Origin of the sequence: Aquamicrobium lusatiense, assembly GCF_014201615.1 — a bacterium.
Classification (GTDB): domain Bacteria; phylum Pseudomonadota; class Alphaproteobacteria; order Rhizobiales; family Rhizobiaceae; genus Mesorhizobium; species Mesorhizobium lusatiense.
The window spans coordinates 1,261,801-1,276,015 of record NZ_JACHEU010000001.1 but is presented as its reverse complement, the minus strand read 5'-3'; the positions used below and the strand labels follow the sequence as shown (position 1 = coordinate 1,276,015).

18 protein-coding genes and 1 tRNA gene are annotated in these 14,215 nt (G+C 61.6%); 10 read left to right on the top strand and 9 right to left on the bottom strand.

The window, feature by feature from the left end:
- The first annotated feature begins 16 nt into the window (after nt 1-16).
- From HNR59_RS06080 to HNR59_RS06070, 3 genes are read left to right on the top strand one after another with little or no spacing between them, the layout of a single operon-like run.
- Nucleotides 17-256 carry a hypothetical protein gene (locus HNR59_RS06080; protein WP_183827335.1) on the top strand — a complete coding sequence of 80 codons (240 nt, stop codon included), beginning with the start codon at nt 17-19 and terminating at the stop codon, nt 254-256.
- The gene (locus tag HNR59_RS06075) at nt 249-1,127 is read left to right on the top strand and encodes a hypothetical protein (protein WP_183827331.1); all 879 of its coding nucleotides are present in this window, start codon (nt 249-251) and stop codon (nt 1,125-1,127) included. The genes HNR59_RS06080 and HNR59_RS06075 overlap by 8 nt, the downstream gene beginning before the upstream one ends.
- Before the next feature lie 9 nt (nt 1,128-1,136).
- Nucleotides 1,137-1,706, top strand: coding sequence for a DUF4376 domain-containing protein (locus HNR59_RS06070; RefSeq protein WP_183827328.1), 570 nt, complete (start codon nt 1,137-1,139; stop codon nt 1,704-1,706).
- A 55-nt stretch (nt 1,707-1,761) separates the two neighbouring features.
- Here the strand turns inward: HNR59_RS06070 and HNR59_RS06065 are convergent, their stop codons facing one another.
- From HNR59_RS06065 to HNR59_RS06055, 3 genes are all read right to left on the bottom strand, one after another.
- Complete coding sequence (locus HNR59_RS06065; protein ID WP_183827326.1) at nt 1,762-2,091, bottom strand: hypothetical protein; 330 nt, start codon at nt 2,089-2,091, stop codon at nt 1,762-1,764.
- A gap of 595 nt (nt 2,092-2,686) precedes the next feature.
- Nucleotides 2,687-2,842, bottom strand: coding sequence for a hypothetical protein (locus HNR59_RS06060; RefSeq protein WP_183827323.1), 156 nt, complete (start codon nt 2,840-2,842; stop codon nt 2,687-2,689).
- A 117-nt stretch (nt 2,843-2,959) separates the two neighbouring features.
- Nucleotides 2,960-3,202, bottom strand: a complete 243-nt coding sequence (locus HNR59_RS06055) for a hypothetical protein (protein WP_183827320.1) — start codon at nt 3,200-3,202, stop codon at nt 2,960-2,962.
- Between the two features lie 114 nt (nt 3,203-3,316).
- Between HNR59_RS06055 and HNR59_RS06050 the strand changes: the two genes are divergently transcribed.
- From HNR59_RS06050 to HNR59_RS06040, 3 genes are all read left to right on the top strand, one after another.
- Nucleotides 3,317-4,126, top strand: coding sequence for a lysozyme family protein (locus HNR59_RS06050; RefSeq protein WP_183827317.1), 810 nt, complete (start codon nt 3,317-3,319; stop codon nt 4,124-4,126).
- A gap of 365 nt (nt 4,127-4,491) precedes the next feature.
- On the top strand, nt 4,492-4,830 hold the full coding sequence (locus HNR59_RS06045) for a hypothetical protein (RefSeq protein WP_246374517.1): 339 nt from the start codon (nt 4,492-4,494) through the stop codon (nt 4,828-4,830).
- Between the two features lie 451 nt (nt 4,831-5,281).
- Nucleotides 5,282-5,533, top strand: coding sequence for a DUF6894 family protein (locus HNR59_RS06040; RefSeq protein ID WP_183827314.1), 252 nt, complete (start codon nt 5,282-5,284; stop codon nt 5,531-5,533).
- Nucleotides 5,534-5,605: 72 nt separating this feature from the next.
- Here HNR59_RS06040 and HNR59_RS06035 read toward each other — a convergent pair whose 3' ends face one another.
- The 5 genes from HNR59_RS06035 to HNR59_RS06015 all read right to left on the bottom strand — a co-directional run bounded on the left by HNR59_RS06035 (nt 5,606) and on the right by HNR59_RS06015 (nt 9,385).
- Nucleotides 5,606-6,052: a hypothetical protein gene (locus HNR59_RS06035; protein WP_183827312.1), complete on the bottom strand. Its 447-nt coding sequence runs from the start codon at nt 6,050-6,052 to the stop codon at nt 5,606-5,608.
- Nucleotides 6,053-6,072: 20 nt separating this feature from the next.
- Nucleotides 6,073-6,369 (bottom strand): hypothetical protein, encoded by a 297-nt coding sequence (locus HNR59_RS06030; protein ID WP_183827308.1) that lies wholly within the window; start codon nt 6,367-6,369, stop codon nt 6,073-6,075.
- 68 nt (nt 6,370-6,437) lie between these two features.
- Nucleotides 6,438-6,514 (bottom strand) — tRNA-Arg (locus HNR59_RS06025).
- A 136-nt stretch (nt 6,515-6,650) separates the two neighbouring features.
- Nucleotides 6,651-7,859, bottom strand: a complete 1,209-nt coding sequence (locus HNR59_RS06020) for a BaiN/RdsA family NAD(P)/FAD-dependent oxidoreductase (protein ID WP_183827305.1) — start codon at nt 7,857-7,859, stop codon at nt 6,651-6,653.
- A gap of 92 nt (nt 7,860-7,951) precedes the next feature.
- Entirely contained in the window at nt 7,952-9,385 is a 1,434-nt protein-coding gene (locus HNR59_RS06015; protein ID WP_183827302.1) for a short-chain fatty acyl-CoA regulator family protein, read from the bottom strand.
- A 153-nt stretch (nt 9,386-9,538) separates the two neighbouring features.
- On the opposite strand from HNR59_RS06015, the gene HNR59_RS06010 reads away from it, so the two are divergent.
- From HNR59_RS06010 to prpB, 4 genes are read left to right on the top strand one after another with little or no spacing between them, the layout of a single operon-like run.
- Nucleotides 9,539-9,949, top strand: coding sequence for an acyl-CoA thioesterase (locus HNR59_RS06010; protein ID WP_183827299.1), 411 nt, complete (start codon nt 9,539-9,541; stop codon nt 9,947-9,949).
- On the top strand, nt 9,946-11,460 hold the full coding sequence (locus HNR59_RS06005; RefSeq protein ID WP_183827295.1) for an MmgE/PrpD family protein: 1,515 nt from the start codon (nt 9,946-9,948) through the stop codon (nt 11,458-11,460). The genes HNR59_RS06010 and HNR59_RS06005 overlap by 4 nt, the downstream gene beginning before the upstream one ends.
- 10 nt (nt 11,461-11,470) lie before the next feature.
- Nucleotides 11,471-12,637 (top strand): bifunctional 2-methylcitrate synthase/citrate synthase, encoded by a 1,167-nt coding sequence (gene prpC, locus HNR59_RS06000; protein WP_183827292.1) that lies wholly within the window; start codon nt 11,471-11,473, stop codon nt 12,635-12,637.
- Between the two features lie 8 nt (nt 12,638-12,645).
- The gene (gene prpB, locus HNR59_RS05995) at nt 12,646-13,557 is read left to right on the top strand and encodes a methylisocitrate lyase (protein WP_183827289.1); all 912 of its coding nucleotides are present in this window, start codon (nt 12,646-12,648) and stop codon (nt 13,555-13,557) included.
- A 213-nt stretch (nt 13,558-13,770) separates the two neighbouring features.
- Here prpB and HNR59_RS05990 read toward each other — a convergent pair whose 3' ends face one another.
- Entirely contained in the window at nt 13,771-14,205 is a 435-nt protein-coding gene (locus HNR59_RS05990) for a hypothetical protein (protein ID WP_183827287.1), read from the bottom strand.
- Nucleotides 14,206-14,215 lie beyond the last annotated feature (10 nt).

The window sequence follows — 14,215 nt, the reverse complement described above, 5'->3', positions numbered from 1 at the left end:
AAAAAGGAGTACTCCCATGACAACCGACGCACCCGCGCCGGCCGGCATTGCCGTGCCTGCATCCACCCCTGTTGCCCGCGATTACACTGTAGCGCGGCTGACACGACAGCGAGACGCGGCAGAGCAGCTGGTCGATACGCTCTCAGCACGCGTTGCGGCGCTTGAGCAGGACAAGATCGAGCTGGCCGCAAAGCTTGCTGAGGTGTCGGCCGAGGCCGCAGCACCCAAGACCCGAAAGGAGGCAAGCAATGGCTGACTGGAGCCCGATCTACAAAACCGGCACCGCCACCCTGACCAACGGCCAGACGGCTGTGACTGGACAGGGCACAAGCTGGAATACTGCAGGGCTGCGGGCTGGTGACCAGATCAAAGCGGCCGGCTTTTCGGTGACCATTGCTGCCATCAATCCCAACGGCACCGGCCTCACACTGGCCGAGGGGTGGCCCGGCGTTACGCGAACGGCGCTGCCCTACGAAATCCTGCGGGTCTCCGATGCCGATCGGCTGATCGCTGCCCATGCCGATCTCATGGCCGCACTGGTGCCCAACCTCACCAGCCTCGGCGGGCTGACCCTCGCCGCCAACAAGGGCATCCATGCCACTGGTGCCGGCGCGCTGGCAACGCATAACCTGACGGCATTTATGCGTGGCGTGCTCGGTTCGGCCGACGGCAGTGCGGCACGGCTCGCCCTCGGCGCCAATGACGCCGCCAACCTCAATGCCGGCATCCTGCCGGCTGCCCGGCTCCCGTTTGTGGCAGGCACATCTAACCTCACGTTGACCGCAACAACGACATCTCCGACCATCAGCTCTTATGCCGCTCGTATCTGCACGTGGATAAAACTAGGCCAACTCGTCCTGTGCAACTTCGACATTCGCCCCACCGTAACAGATGTTGGCTCGGGATCCGTTCAGATCGATGGTGTGCCTTTTGTGCCTGCTGGTGGTCGGGCAGTCTCTGCTGCAATCGGCCTGAATTCGTTAACATCCGTGCCGGTCAACATCGACATCTCTGCTGTGGGACAAGCGCGCATGCTCACAAATCCCGGCGGCTCCGCACCCACCAGTGTGCTGAAGACAGGTGCGAATATTCTGTTCTTCAGCGCGGCATTTTGGACGGCGGCTTAGGAGGCACACATGGATATCACCATCTTCACCGATCCAACCGGCCCCATCACGCTCCGCGATGCTGGCGGCCACACAACGCTCTACGCACCGGGTGTGTGGCGGCAGGGCGTATGGGAGGCCACCGCGGTGGCCAGCTTGCCCGAGGCTGTACGTGAGGCTGCCGAGGAGCATTGGACGGCTGCGCGCGTTGCCTCTTACCGCACTGCTTCGGAGCCCCCGGTGCCGACACGAGATGATCTGCATGCCGCCATCAATGCCGAGCGCCAGCGCCGTATCGAGGCCGGCAAGGTTATCGATGGCGTCTACGTCACCGGCCGGGATGAGGATGCCCGCAACCTGACCAATCTGGCGCTGGCTGCCCAGATGCGCATTGCTGGCGGCGACACCTCGACAATCACGGTTTATCGCGACGGCAACAATGTCAACCACGAGCTGACGCCGCCTCAGGTATTGTCGCTGTGGCAACAGTCGTCTGCTTATGTCTCCGACCTCTATGCGGCAAGCTGGGCGGTCAAGGCTATGGAGCCATTGCCGGTGGACGTGACGGCGGATGATCTGTGGCCGGTGTTACCGAGTTAAAGAGCTGCGAACCGAACTTGCGCGCTACAGCTACCTGCCGGAAATAGCTCGCTGATCACCTGCAACCGAGAAGCTTCACGCGTGGCTGTTGCCGGGTCAGGAAGGAGCCCGGGACGTTTTCCTGCGATTGCGCGCGAATACGGATATTAACTGGCTTTGCGTCGGGAACCCTCCGGCCCTCGAAAATGACTGATCGCTCGACCTGGGCGACAACGGCAGCGGCTGATCGATTGATCACCTTGAAGTATGTGTACTGGTGATCACTCGACATGCTGCTGCTGATCGTGACGGTCGATGGGCACGAGGTCACATCTACCTTGGATGACAACGAACACGACGACGCCATTGCCGCAGCCGACAGCGCTAGAAAGACTTTGTAGTTCACTGAGCCCCTCCCTTAATCCCCGGGGCGATACAAGCACAGCGTCAGGCAGGGAGTCGAGTCACGCAAAGATCAGCGCGGCCAGCACGACTACAACAGCCGCCATGACAATGATGATGCCAAGCCCGCTGTTACCGGGCGGATTGCCGTAGTCGGGAGATTTTTCGTAGCCGGTCACAAGATCCCTCTTCGGCGAGGCAATGGCTAACCCTAAGTCCTGAATAGGGCTGAGACATTTGCCCCGGTGAGGGTTATTGTCATAAGCGACAGCAAAAGAAGACCGAATGCTATCCAGCAAACAATAGAAATTGCTTCGTTTCGTGAATTTTTAAGTCGGAGTTGTGGTGCGGTCGTCGCAGTTGAAGCGCTATCGGAAGGATCGTTACTTGGTGGATGTTCCATTCAATTTCGCCCTCCACAAAAATGATGTTGGTCGGGCTTTTATCAAATTGTTTCAGTCTTGTCACGTTTCGTGATGAAGGAAGGCGCATCTGCCGCCAGTCATCTTCATCTCAAAAAAGAGCCGGCGCTCTGTATGGTCCTTGGGGAGGAAAGAGCGCCGGCTCACGGCAACATGGGAACCGCAGCACCATTTTGGTCAACGAAGTTCATCGCTGTCAATCTTCAGGCGGGCATTGAGTTCCTTCATGGACTGTAGGTGGTCATAAAGCCCGTAGACGCCAGTCGCCCCAACCGCGAGCGTCACCAGCACAATGGCAACGTATAAAATCCTAAGTGCATCGCGCTGTCGCATGCGCCAACCTGAAACCCTTCTTTTGGTTGGGCTGACGCACCGTCTAGTTCCCTGCCGGATAGCGCGCCAGCCCTGCGGCTGCTGGAGAAAAGCCGCAGGCGACCATATGAAAAGTTATCAGGAACGCAATGCTGTTCTGTCCGGCAATGGTTTGCTGACCCATGTCTGTATGATCATGGCGACCGTCTCGGATGAAAGCTTCAGCGTATAGCGATACGTGGAGGCGTCGTAGATGCCTTCAGCATCCATCGTCAGCCATATTCCATCAATGTCATGCGTGATGGCTGTTGGCATCAGCGGCGATTTTCGGATCAGCTTGCGTCTGCCGGGCCTTTTGGCCGGCTCCACGTACATTTCCATGACTTGCCCCCGCAAAGATTGAAGCCCGAACGATAGCGCCGGCACCGCGGGGCCGTCCAATACCTCTTTTGGCTAATGCCAGAGAGGCCCACCACCACAACGAAAGGAACTGACATGACGAACGTGCCAACTGGCGCGGGCGACCGCTATTACGTGTACCGCCCTGTGCTCGACCTTCTCGGCCTTTCTGAAGGCACCGACAAAGGCCGAGGATACAACGAGACTCTGGCCTACGGTGCGTACACGGGCGGCCCGGTCGATCTGGTCAAGATGACGCTCAAGCAGGTCGATGGTTTGCAAGGCAGAATGCTCGCCCACCCGAAAAACAAGTGGAAGTCGTCTGCGTGTGGCCGCTACCAGATCGTGCGCACCACGCGCCGGAATATCCAGAAGGCGCTCAGTCTCCCGTCAAGCACACTGTTTGACCGTGACATGCAGGATCGGATGGCCTGCTACCTGCTTGGTCAGCGCGGCATCGACAAGTGGCTGGCGGGTCGGCTGTCGCTCAACTCTCTGCTCGACAATCTGGCGCGCGAATGGGCCTCGCTGCCGACCTCCAAAGGCAAAGGCTACTACAGCGGCCAGAATGCATCCGTCTCCGTCATGCAGGTCACGGCGGCGCTGTCTGAGGTCAAGCGCTGGCATGAGGCGGGACAGCCAAAGATTGAGGTGCCCGTCGAGGTCGAGAAGGAAGTCGTGCCTCCCGAGGTCGAAGCCAAGGTCAAGGAGAAATCCGACCTGTGGACCAAACTCACCGGCGGTGGCGGCATTGCGGCTCTTGGCCTTGGCGGCATCTTCGGCATGGACTGGCAGGCGATTGTCGCCGGCGGCGTGGTCCTTCTGGTGATCATTCTGCTGCTGCTTCTCCTTCGCCGCCAGATCGTCGCCGCAGTTCGCCAGATCAAGTCCGAGGTGTCGGGATGATCTCCTTCCTCTTGTCACCCCTCGGCCGCGTGCTCGGCGCTCTTGTGGGTGCAGCCTTTATCACGGGCATTCCTTGGCTCCACGGCTACCAGCGGGGCGCTGCGTCCGAACGGCAGGCCATTCTCACCCGATCCGTTGAAGTTCTCAGGCAAAGGAGCGCGACCGATGAGAAAGTGCGCAACATGGATGATGCTGGCCTGTGTGCCGCTCTTGGCGGGAGCATCCTGCCAGATGGTTCCTGCCAGTGAATGCGATGGGTGGCGAAAGCTTACGCCATCGGCAGAAACCCGGCAGGTCATCATCGCCAGCGACAGGCCGTTTGCCGAGCAGGTGGCGGCTCACAACCAGTTTGGAAAAGGCCGGGGATGCTGGAAATGATAAGCGATCTGCTGCGTTCGATCGGGATCGATCCGAGCTTTCTTGCCGCAGGTGCTGCCGGCGGCTTGCTCCGCTCGATCACCCGCAAGAAGATCCGGCTGAGGGAGATCATTGTTTCTCCCATCGCCGGCATGTTGGCATGCGTCTATCTCACAGTGCCTATCGTCCAGTACCTGCAACTGATCGGCTGGCCGATGCCGGAGAACAATTTCCATGTATATCTGGCGTCGTCGTTTCTTGTCGGCAACTCGGCCATGTGGGCGTCTGATCTGCTGTTTGGTGCGATTGCGAAATGGTTCGGGGTGACAAAGGAGCCGCCGTCCTAAAAAGCCACAGAACCCGGAAACACCGTCAGGCCCGCTATCCAAGAGGGTGGCGGGCTTTTCTCATTCTTCAGCGATCGCAGCGGTGGGATTGGGATCGACTCTCGCTGGAGCAATGGAGATTGCCACAACTGCGCCTAGGACGGCCGCGGCGAACGCGACCAAGAATATGTGGATTGCTGTATTCATAATGCGATCCTCCTGTCCGATAGTTAACAAGACCGGTAGCAAGATGTTCCACAGGATCGACGAAACCAAAATACGCTGAAGCCGGACGGCCGATTTTAAAAGAGAGCGGGAACCTTCTTGATTTGTGAACGTTAACAGGGTTCATCACGAGAGATGTTGCCACACTGCCCGCTGTCGAATGTTCCCTCGGCAGCGGGCTTTTTTCTGGTGTGGCCGATGTGCTGAAGCCGATATGCTGAAATAGAGTTGCACCTAAGGATTTGAGATGCCGACTTTCTCTTTCATGTATCTGGATTGTGACGACGTTGAGCAGGAAATTAAGGGTATCGAATTTCCAACCCCAGAAGCCGCCCGCGCTGAAGCGCTGCGCTCAGCAAAGGATCTCTACGACGAGGCTGTCGAGGCGGGCCAGCAGCCGTCAGGATGGGCGGTCAGGGTGCGCGATAAAGACGGTAAACAGATCTGCGAGATATCGTTCGATGACGTGAAGGGGATGGCGGTTGCCTCCCCGTTGTGAGCGCCTGTGGTGGCTCTCTACTGGGGCAGCGCGAGAATCTGCGGGACCCGGAAGGATTCAGAGGAGTGTCCTCTAACGCGCATGCTCTGAAACATATTTTTCGCCCGTCTGAATAAATCTTTGAGCGCTTTCGCAAAAACGAGCTTCTGCCTCAACGGAGGGGTAAGTCATTGTGGCAACAACGCCAACAACGGCAAAAACGCGCTCTCCAGCCTCTGTAGTAAACGCGTCTGTTCCCCCGGCAGCTTTAATAAGTGCATCCGACGCAGGAGGCGTAGAGCAGCGATTTTTGGTGAAAAGTGCCATTGCATAGGATGTCAGAAGCGGGCTCGCTGTTGCCAGACGCTCGAACTCTTCCTGCGCTTTCCCCGGAACCAGAAAGAGGGATTGGACATACTCTTTGTAGAGCGGGTCATCTTTGGCGACAGCAGGCGAAGCCCATCGCAGTTGAAGCTCAGCGCCGCCGATCCCAGCGAGAAGCGCAAGTATCGCTAAACCGCAAAAAAGCTTCCACCTCATTCCGATCCCCCTACCCTAGCTCATTGCCCTGCCCTCGCCTGCCGCTTGGCCTTCGCGATCCGCGCCATGTCGGCCTTGTCCTTCTCGCGGCGGCAAGCCTCATGGGCCGGGGCGCAGATCGTGTTCACGTCCGGCCCGAGCAAGCCGAGGGCGCGGATATGTTCGACGGTCCACTGGTCGCTGTGCCTGTGTATCAGCTTACCGCACAGACAGCACGGTGCGACGTGGTGCCCGGTGCAGTGCTCGGTGAAGATTGCCTGCCTGCGCTTGGCGGACATGGGGCGGCTCGGCGTTGCGGTCGCGCTGGCAGTTTCCAATGGTGACACCTTGGTGACACAGGGGTTTGTACCGCAGCAGTACAAAGATGCTAAGTCATTGGAATTATTGGCGCACCCGACAGGATTCGAACCTGTGACCTTCGCCTTCGGAGGGCGACACTCTATCCAGCTGAGCTACGGGTGCATAAGCAGTGCGAGCAACCTCTTAGACGATCCGTGCGCGGGCATCAACGGGAGAGATTGCGAAATGGGTGTTTTGTAAGGGAAGCTGCGGCCAACATGGTGATAGTCGTTCGCTGACGTTACCGATGTGACGGCGCTCATGCTGCCCGTTCGGCAATCGCGGTTCCCGCCGCCCAGCCGGACGACCACGCCCACTGGAAATTGTAGCCGCCGAGCCAGCCGGTCACGTCCACCACCTCGCCGATGAAATGCAGGCCCGGAACGGCTTTGGCTTCCATGGTGCGGGAATCGAGGCCGCCGGTGTCGACACCGCCGAGCGTGACCTCCGCCGTGCGGTAGCCTTCCGTGCCGATGGGGAAGACCTCCCAGCCCTGAAGCGTGGCGGCGATTGCGGCAAGCCTTTTGTCGGTCGTTTCGCCGAGCGTTCCGGTCCAGCCCTGCGTCTGCGCCAGATGTGTTGCCAGCCGCTTTGGCAGGAGTTCGCCAAGCGCGGTGGCAATGCTGCGGCGGCCGTTTTCCCGCTTGGCCGCGGCAAGGGCGGCAAAAAAATCCTGACCGGGCAGAAAGGCGATGCGAACGGGCTGCTTTTCGCGCCAGTAGGATGAAATCTGCAGGATGGCGGGACCGGAAAGGCCCCGATGCGTGAACAGCAAGGCCTCCTCGAAAGCAGTCTTGCCGCAGCTGACGCGCGCATCGACCGCGACGCCTGAGATTTCACGAAAGCCGGTGAGCACATCCTCGCCAAAGGTCAGGGGAACGAGCCCGGCGCGGGTTTCGGTCACGGCGAGACCGAATTGCGTTGCGATCTGGTAGCCGAGGCCGGTCGCGCCCATCTTCGGGATGGATTTGCCGCCGCAGGCGACGACGAAGTTGCGGCAGACAATGTCTGCAGCGCCCTCGCCGCCCAGCGTCACCGAAAAACCGGCTTCACTGCACCCGACCTTTTCCAGCGTGGTCGAAAGCCGGACCTCGCAGCCAGCCTGCGCCATCTCGTCCAGCAGCATGGCGATGATGTCCTTGGCGGAATGATTGCAGAAGAGCTGGCCGAGCGTCTTTTCGTGATAGGCGATCCCATGTTTCTCGACCAGCGCGATAAAATGCTGCGGCGTGTAGCGGCCGAGTGCGGACTTGGCGAAATGCGGGTTCGCTGACAGGAAATTGCGCGCAGTGGCGCCGGTGTTGGTGAAGTTGCAGCGGCCGCCGCCGGAAATGCGGATCTTTTCGCACGGATTGCGGGCATGATCGACAATCAGCACGCGGCCGCCGCGGGCGGCGCCGTGGATCGCGCACATCATGCCGGCGGCACCGGCGCCGAGAATGACGGTGTCGAAACTTTGTGTGCGCATCCGGACCTTTCCGCGGGGCAATTTCGCCCGGCGCCCGCCCTACCCCATCATGGCTTCGAGGGGAACCTGTTTCGGCAGCAGCAGCCCCGACCTCAGGTGGAGGCAAAAGGCGTGAAGCTGCTGCGCGTCTCGTCGATGCGCAGCGCCTGCGCCACCGGCGGGAAGGCGCGCTGCGGGCAGGCGGGCCGCTCGCAGATCTTGCAGCCGGCGCCGATCGGCGTGCGCGCCTCGGCGTCGTCGAGTCGCAATCCCTTGGAGTAGACCAGCCCCGGCGCATGCTGGAGGTCACAGCCAAGACCGATGGCGAAGGTCTTGTCGGGCGTTCCGTAGCCACCTGCCGAATGATCGACCGTGCGCGCCATCCACAGATAGGTGCGCCCGTCCGGCATCTCGGCAAGCTGGGTGACGATGCGTCCGGGCCGGGTGAAGGCTTCATAGACATTCCACAGCGGACAGGTTCCTCCCACTCGCGAGAAGTGAAAGTCCGTGGCCGACTGGCGCTTGGAGATGTTGCCGGCGCGATCGACGCGGATGAAAAAGAAGGGAACGCCGCGCGCGCCCGACCGCTGCAATGTGCTGAGGCGATGGCAGACGGTCTCGAAACCGACATCGAATTTCTGTCCGAGCAGGTCGATGTCGTAGCGCAGCTCCTTGGCCGATTGCAGGAAGACGGAATAGGGCAGCACCAGTGCGCCGGCGAAATAATTGGCAAGGCCGATGCGGGCGAGCGCCCGCGTCTCCGCATTGGAGAACGAGGCTTCCGCCAGTTCCGCATCGATCAGCCCGCCATATTCGAGAAAGGCGAGCTGGGTTGCCAGCTGGAATGCCTGCTGGCCGCCGCTCAGGCGCTCCGAAAGCCGCAATATGCGTCCCTGCGGATCGAAAGCGCGCTGCACGCCGGAGCCGGGCGGCAGCGCGTGGCGCAACACCCGCACACCGTGTTTCGCTTCCAGATAGGTCTCCAGCCCCGTTACCATGCGCCCCGGCGGCAGGCCAAGCCCCGTGGCGGCGGCCTCGGCAGCCCGGTCAAGCGCATCGATATGGTTGTGCCTTGCATAGAAGAAGTCGCGCACCTCCTCGAAGGGAGCGGCCGCGATGGGTGCTGAGTCCGCCCCGCCGTCGCCCTGCCGGTCATCGCCCAGCCGCGCGGCCAGCGCCGCAGACTGGTCCAGCGCGCGCGACAGGCGCTTGTGCAGCCCGACGATGGCGCGCCCCACGGCCGGCATGCCGGTGGCGATCTCCTTCAGCTCAGCGCTCGAAATCTCCTCTCCCACGCCCGGATCGAACAGCGCCTCGCGCAGCTCGCCCACCAGCCGCGCCTCGTCCTCGCCGGAGAAAAGCTGCACGTCGACACCGAAGGCGGCGTTGAGCTTCAGGAGTACCGCTACGGTGAGCGGGCGCTGGTTGTTCTCGATCTGGTTGAGATAGCTCAGCGAAATGCCGATGGAGTCGGCCAGCGCCTGCTGGGTGAGCCGGCGCTCTTCCCGCAGCCGCTTCAATCGCACGCCCATAAACAGCTTTTTCACGGCGTCACCCTCGCCTCACAAACTTCGCAAACTTTGCAAATTCACTGATCTGGCTTCGCAAATGTCTGCCTTTTCAGTGGTTTACGATTTTTAACATATGCGGATATTGCGGATTAGCAAAGAGGCTCTCGAACCAAGGAGCACGTTTCAGGAATGCCGGAGGAACTTTCCCTGCACAGCGATGCGCGCTTCAGTGAACTGGTTCTGCCTGCACTGACCAATCACTACGGCACGCTTTATGGCGCCAATGCGCTGCACCTGATGGGCAAGGCCGCCTTCCTGTGCGCTGCCCGCCATGCCGGCTGCGATGTCGTCATGGCGAAAGCCGATGGCATCGAATTCCATCGCCCGGTGCGGCTGGGCGAGATCATCGACATCAGCGCCCGCATCGTGTTTCGCGGCCGCTCCTCCATGACCATTCTGGTCAATGCCTTCACCGATGACAGCGGTGAGAAAGACCCCGCCATCAGCGGCCATTTCATGATGGTCGCCGTCGATGGCGACGGCAGGCCGACACCCCTCCCCACTTCCGATCAATGCAACGCAGAGGATATTCATTCGTGAAGTCGCATAAGGTCCGCACCTACAAATCCGCCGAAAATCTGGCCCGCGAAGACCAGCTCGCCTGGAAGATCGCCTCGATTGCCGCCGACAACGTCGCGCTCGACGCCGATGTGGTCGAGATGATCGGCAATCGCATCATCGACAATGCGGCGGTTGCCGCCGCATCGCTGGCGCGCCGCCCGGTGGCGAGCGCCCGGGCGCAGGCGCAGGCTCACCCCTTCCTGCCCGGCGCTACCGTGTTTGGCCTTTCCACCGCCAAGCGCATCTCGCCGGAATGGGCGGCATGGGCCAACGGCGTGGCGGTGCGCGAACTTGATTTCCACGACACCTTCCTCGCCGCCGACTATTCGCATCCGGGCGACAACATCCCGCCGATCCTTGCCGTGGCGCAGCATTGCGGCCTGTCGGGCGCGGCACTCGCCAGAGGCATCGCCACCGGCTACGAGGTGCAGGTCAATCTCGTGAAGGGCATCTGCCTGCACGAGCACAAGATCGACCACATCGCCCATCTCGGCCCCTCGGCCGCCGCCGGCATCGGCACGGCGCTGGGGCTTTCGGCGGAAGTGATCTATCAGGCCGTGCAGCAGGCGCTGCATGTCACCACCACCACCCGCCAGTCGCGCAAGGGCGAGATTTCGAGCTGGAAGGCTTATGCTCCGGCCTTCGCCGGCAAGATGGCGGTCGAGGCCGTGGACCGCGTGCTGCGCGGCGAAGGCGCGCCGTCGCCGGCATGGGAAGGCGAGGACGGCTTCATCGCTTACCTGCTTTCAGGCCCCAAGGCCGAATATGTGGTGCCGCTGCCCGAAAAGGGTGAGGCCAAGCGCGCCATCATGGACACCTACACCAAGGAGCATTCGGCCGAATACCAGAGCCAGGCGCTCATCGATCTGGCACGCCGCATGGGGCCGAAAATCGGCGACCTCACCAGGGTGAAGGACATCGTCATCCACACCAGCCATCACACCCACTACGTGATCGGCACCGGCGCCAACGACCCGCAGAAGATGGACCCGAAGGCGAGCCGCGAAACGCTCGACCATTCGATCATGTACATCTTCGCCGTGGCACTGGAAGACGGCGGCTGGCACCACGAGCGTTCCTATGCGCCCGAACGCGCCAACCGGTCTGAAACGGTGGCCCTCTGGCACAAGATCTCCACCGTGGAGGATCCCGAATGGACGCGCCGCTATCACAGCCATGATCCGAAGGAAAAGGCGTTCGGCGGCCGCGTCACCGTCACCCTTCAGGACGGTTCGGTCATCGAGGACGAACTGGCGATCGCCGATGCGCATCCACTGGGCGCACGCCCCTTCACCCGTCCGGACTACGTCAACAAGTTCCGCACGCTGGCCGAGGGCGTCGTGGAGAAGGCCGAGCAGGACCGTTTCATCGCCACAGTCGAGCGCCTTCTGGAACTGAAGCCGGAAGAACTGTCGGGCCTCACCTTCACGGTCGCGCAGGACAAGCTCGGCCCGGCCGCCGCCACCGGCATTTTCGACTGGAAGAGGTAGGGAGGAAGTAATGAGCGCATTCAAGCCGAAGAAGTCCGTTGCCCTGTCCGGCGTCGTTGCCGGCAACACGGCGCTGTGCACCGTCGGGCGCACCGGAAACGATCTCCACTATCGCGGCTACGACATTCTCGATGTGGCCGAGACCTGCGAGTTCGAGGAGATCGCCCATCTCCTCGTCCACGGCACGCTGCCGACGCAGGCCGAGCTTGCCGCCTACAAGGCGAAGCTGAAGGCCCTGCGCGGGCTGCCGGATGCAGTGAAGCGCACGCTGGAGCTGTTGCCGGCCGCGACCCATCCGATGGACGTGATGCGCTCCGGCGTCTCCGCTCTCGGCTGCGTTTTGCCGGAAGCGGCGGACCACAACCTGCCCGGCGCGCGCGACATCGCCGACAGGCTGATGGCCTCGCTCGGCTCGATGCTGCTCTACTGGCACCACTTTGCCCATAACGGGCGGCGCATCGAGGTCGAGACTGACGACGACAGCATCGGCGGCCATTTCCTGCATCTTCTGCACGGCAAGGCACCGAAGGCCTCGCATGTGAAGGCGATGCACATCTCGCTGATCCTCTATGCGGAACACGAGTTCAACGCCTCGACCTTCACCGGGCGCATGATCGCCGGCACCGGCTCGGACATGTACTCGGCCATCACCGGGGCCATCGGCGCGCTGCGGGGGCCGAAGCACGGCGGGGCCAACGAGGTCGCCTTCGAGATCCAGAAGCGCTACGCCGATCCGGATGAGGCGGAAGCCGACATTCGCAGCCGCGTCGAGGCGAAAGAGGTCGTCATCGGCTTCGGCCATCCGGTCTATACGGTGAGCGACCCGCGCAACAAGGTCATCAAGACCGTGGCGCGCCAGCTTTCCGTCGAGGCCGGATCGACGAAGATGTTCGACATTGCCGAGCGCATCGAATCCACCATGGCCGATGCCAAGGCGATGTTCCCGAACCTCGACTGGTTCAGCGCGGTCTCCTATCACATGATGGGCGTGCCGACGGCAATGTTCACACCGCTGTTCGTCATCTCGCGCACCAGCGGCTGGGCCGCGCACATCATCGAGCAACGCGTCGACAACAAGATCATCCGGCCTTCCGCCAATTACACGGGACCGGAAAATCTGGAATTCGTGTCGATCGAGCGCCGTGGCCGGCCGGCCGAAAACTCCAAGGCAGCCTGAGGAAAAGCATGCCCTATCTCGTCTCTTCAGACCTTCCGCAACACTCCGCAGGCGAGCGCTTCAGGGCGCTCGTCGCAAGCGGCGGCATCACCCGCCTTCCCGGAGCCCATAACGGCATGGCCGCCCTTCAGGCCAAGGCCGCCGGCTTCGAGGGGCTTTATTTGTCGGGCGCGGCCATGACCGCCTCGATGGGCATCCCCGATCTCGGCATCATCACCGTCGACGAAGTGGCCTTCTTCATCCGCCAGATCGCGCGCGCTTCCGGCCTGCCGCTGCTGGTCGACGGCGACACCGGCTATGGCGAGGCGCTCAACGTCATGCACATGGTGCGCACATTCGAGGAGGCTGGCGCCGGCGCGGTTCACCTCGAAGACCAGCTCCTGCCCAAGAAATGCGGCCATCTCAACGACAAGAAGCTGGCCGACGCCAACGACATGGCGGCCAAGGTCGCCGCTGCGGCAAAGGCGCGGCGCAACCTCTACATCATCGCCCGCACCGATGCGGCGGCCAGCGAAGGCATGGACGGCGCCGTGGCGCGGGCAAAGCTCTACATGGAAGCGGGCGCGGATGCGATCTTCCCCGAGGCGCTGACCACGGCGGACATGTTCCGCGAATTCGCCGCGCGCATGCCGGGTGTGCCGCTGCTCGCCAACATGACCGAATTCGGCCGCACGCCCTTCTTTACCGCCGACGAGTTCGAGGCAATGGGCTACAAAATGGTGATCTGGCCGGTTTCCTCACTGCGCGTCGCCAACAAGGCGCAGGAAAAGCTTTACGCGACGCTGAAGCGCGACGGCTCGACAAAGGCGATGGTGCCCGAAATGCAGACCCGGGCCGAGCTCTACGACATGATCGACCTTGCCGGTTACGAGGCGCTCGACGCGTCCATCGTGGCGACGGTGGTGCCGACGCCGGTCTGAACACCGAGGCCCCGGAAGCGGTCCGTCAGAGTCGTTCAGTATTTCACGGAATCACTGAACGGCTCCAAGTCTTTGATTCGTCGCGTTTCCGAACCGGAAAAGTGGTTCCACTTTTCCTGGAAACGCTCCAGCCGCAAGCAGTGGCCGCCCGGCAAGCCGGGGCGGCCATTCGCTTTTCGAAGCTGCCGGCGCAGTTGTCTAGTGCCGGGCGGGTCAGTCGTTGATTGCCGTTATCCGGATTTCGCCCGGCTCCCCGACCGCCGAAAACCAGATTTCGCCGTCGCCAACCATCACCCCCTGCCAGTTCGCGAACAGGCTCTCATAGGCCTGCGCCTCAAGGGCATGCTTCACCTTTGCGGTGACGACCTGATCGTAATCGGCAACGAAATGGGCGGCATCGCGGATTTTCACCGACTTGCCCTTTATCCGGGCCTGAAACGGATAATCCACCATTTCCGCGAATGACTTCTTGTCACCCTCCGCGACCGCTTTCTTCAGCGCTGTGAAAAAGCTGTGGTAGCGGTCGTGCTCGCCGAACAGGGAATCGAGGCTGGCATTCATCTCATCGGCTGTCTGCGCACTGGCCGGCAGAGGCATCGCCACGCCAGCCAGAAGTGAAATGCCTGCTGCGATAAACAGTCTGCGCATGTTTTCCCTC

What these genes read in the sequence shown, in the direction of transcription:
- HNR59_RS06035 (WP_183827312.1), bottom strand. Translation starts at nt 6,052, where the DNA reads ATGAGGTGGAAGCTTTTTTGCGGTTTAGCGATACTTGCGCTTCTCGCT.
- HNR59_RS06040 (WP_183827314.1), top strand. Translation starts at nt 5,282, where the DNA reads ATGCCGACTTTCTCTTTCATGTATCTGGATTGTGACGACGTTGAGCAG.
- HNR59_RS06045 (WP_246374517.1), top strand. Translation starts at nt 4,492, where the DNA reads ATGCTGGAAATGATAAGCGATCTGCTGCGTTCGATCGGGATCGATCCG.
- HNR59_RS06050 (WP_183827317.1), top strand. Translation starts at nt 3,317, where the DNA reads ATGACGAACGTGCCAACTGGCGCGGGCGACCGCTATTACGTGTACCGC.
- HNR59_RS06020 (WP_183827305.1), bottom strand. Translation starts at nt 7,859, where the DNA reads ATGCGCACACAAAGTTTCGACACCGTCATTCTCGGCGCCGGTGCCGCC.
- HNR59_RS06075 (WP_183827331.1), top strand. Translation starts at nt 249, where the DNA reads ATGGCTGACTGGAGCCCGATCTACAAAACCGGCACCGCCACCCTGACC.
- HNR59_RS06070 (WP_183827328.1), top strand. Translation starts at nt 1,137, where the DNA reads ATGGATATCACCATCTTCACCGATCCAACCGGCCCCATCACGCTCCGC.
- prpC (WP_183827292.1), top strand. Translation starts at nt 11,471, where the DNA reads ATGAGCGCATTCAAGCCGAAGAAGTCCGTTGCCCTGTCCGGCGTCGTT.
- HNR59_RS06080 (WP_183827335.1), top strand. Translation starts at nt 17, where the DNA reads ATGACAACCGACGCACCCGCGCCGGCCGGCATTGCCGTGCCTGCATCC.
- HNR59_RS05990 (WP_183827287.1), bottom strand. Translation starts at nt 14,205, where the DNA reads ATGCGCAGACTGTTTATCGCAGCAGGCATTTCACTTCTGGCTGGCGTG.
- HNR59_RS06055 (WP_183827320.1), bottom strand. Translation starts at nt 3,202, where the DNA reads ATGGAAATGTACGTGGAGCCGGCCAAAAGGCCCGGCAGACGCAAGCTG.
- HNR59_RS06060 (WP_183827323.1), bottom strand. Translation starts at nt 2,842, where the DNA reads ATGCGACAGCGCGATGCACTTAGGATTTTATACGTTGCCATTGTGCTG.
- HNR59_RS06010 (WP_183827299.1), top strand. Translation starts at nt 9,539, where the DNA reads ATGCCGGAGGAACTTTCCCTGCACAGCGATGCGCGCTTCAGTGAACTG.
- prpB (WP_183827289.1), top strand. Translation starts at nt 12,646, where the DNA reads ATGCCCTATCTCGTCTCTTCAGACCTTCCGCAACACTCCGCAGGCGAG.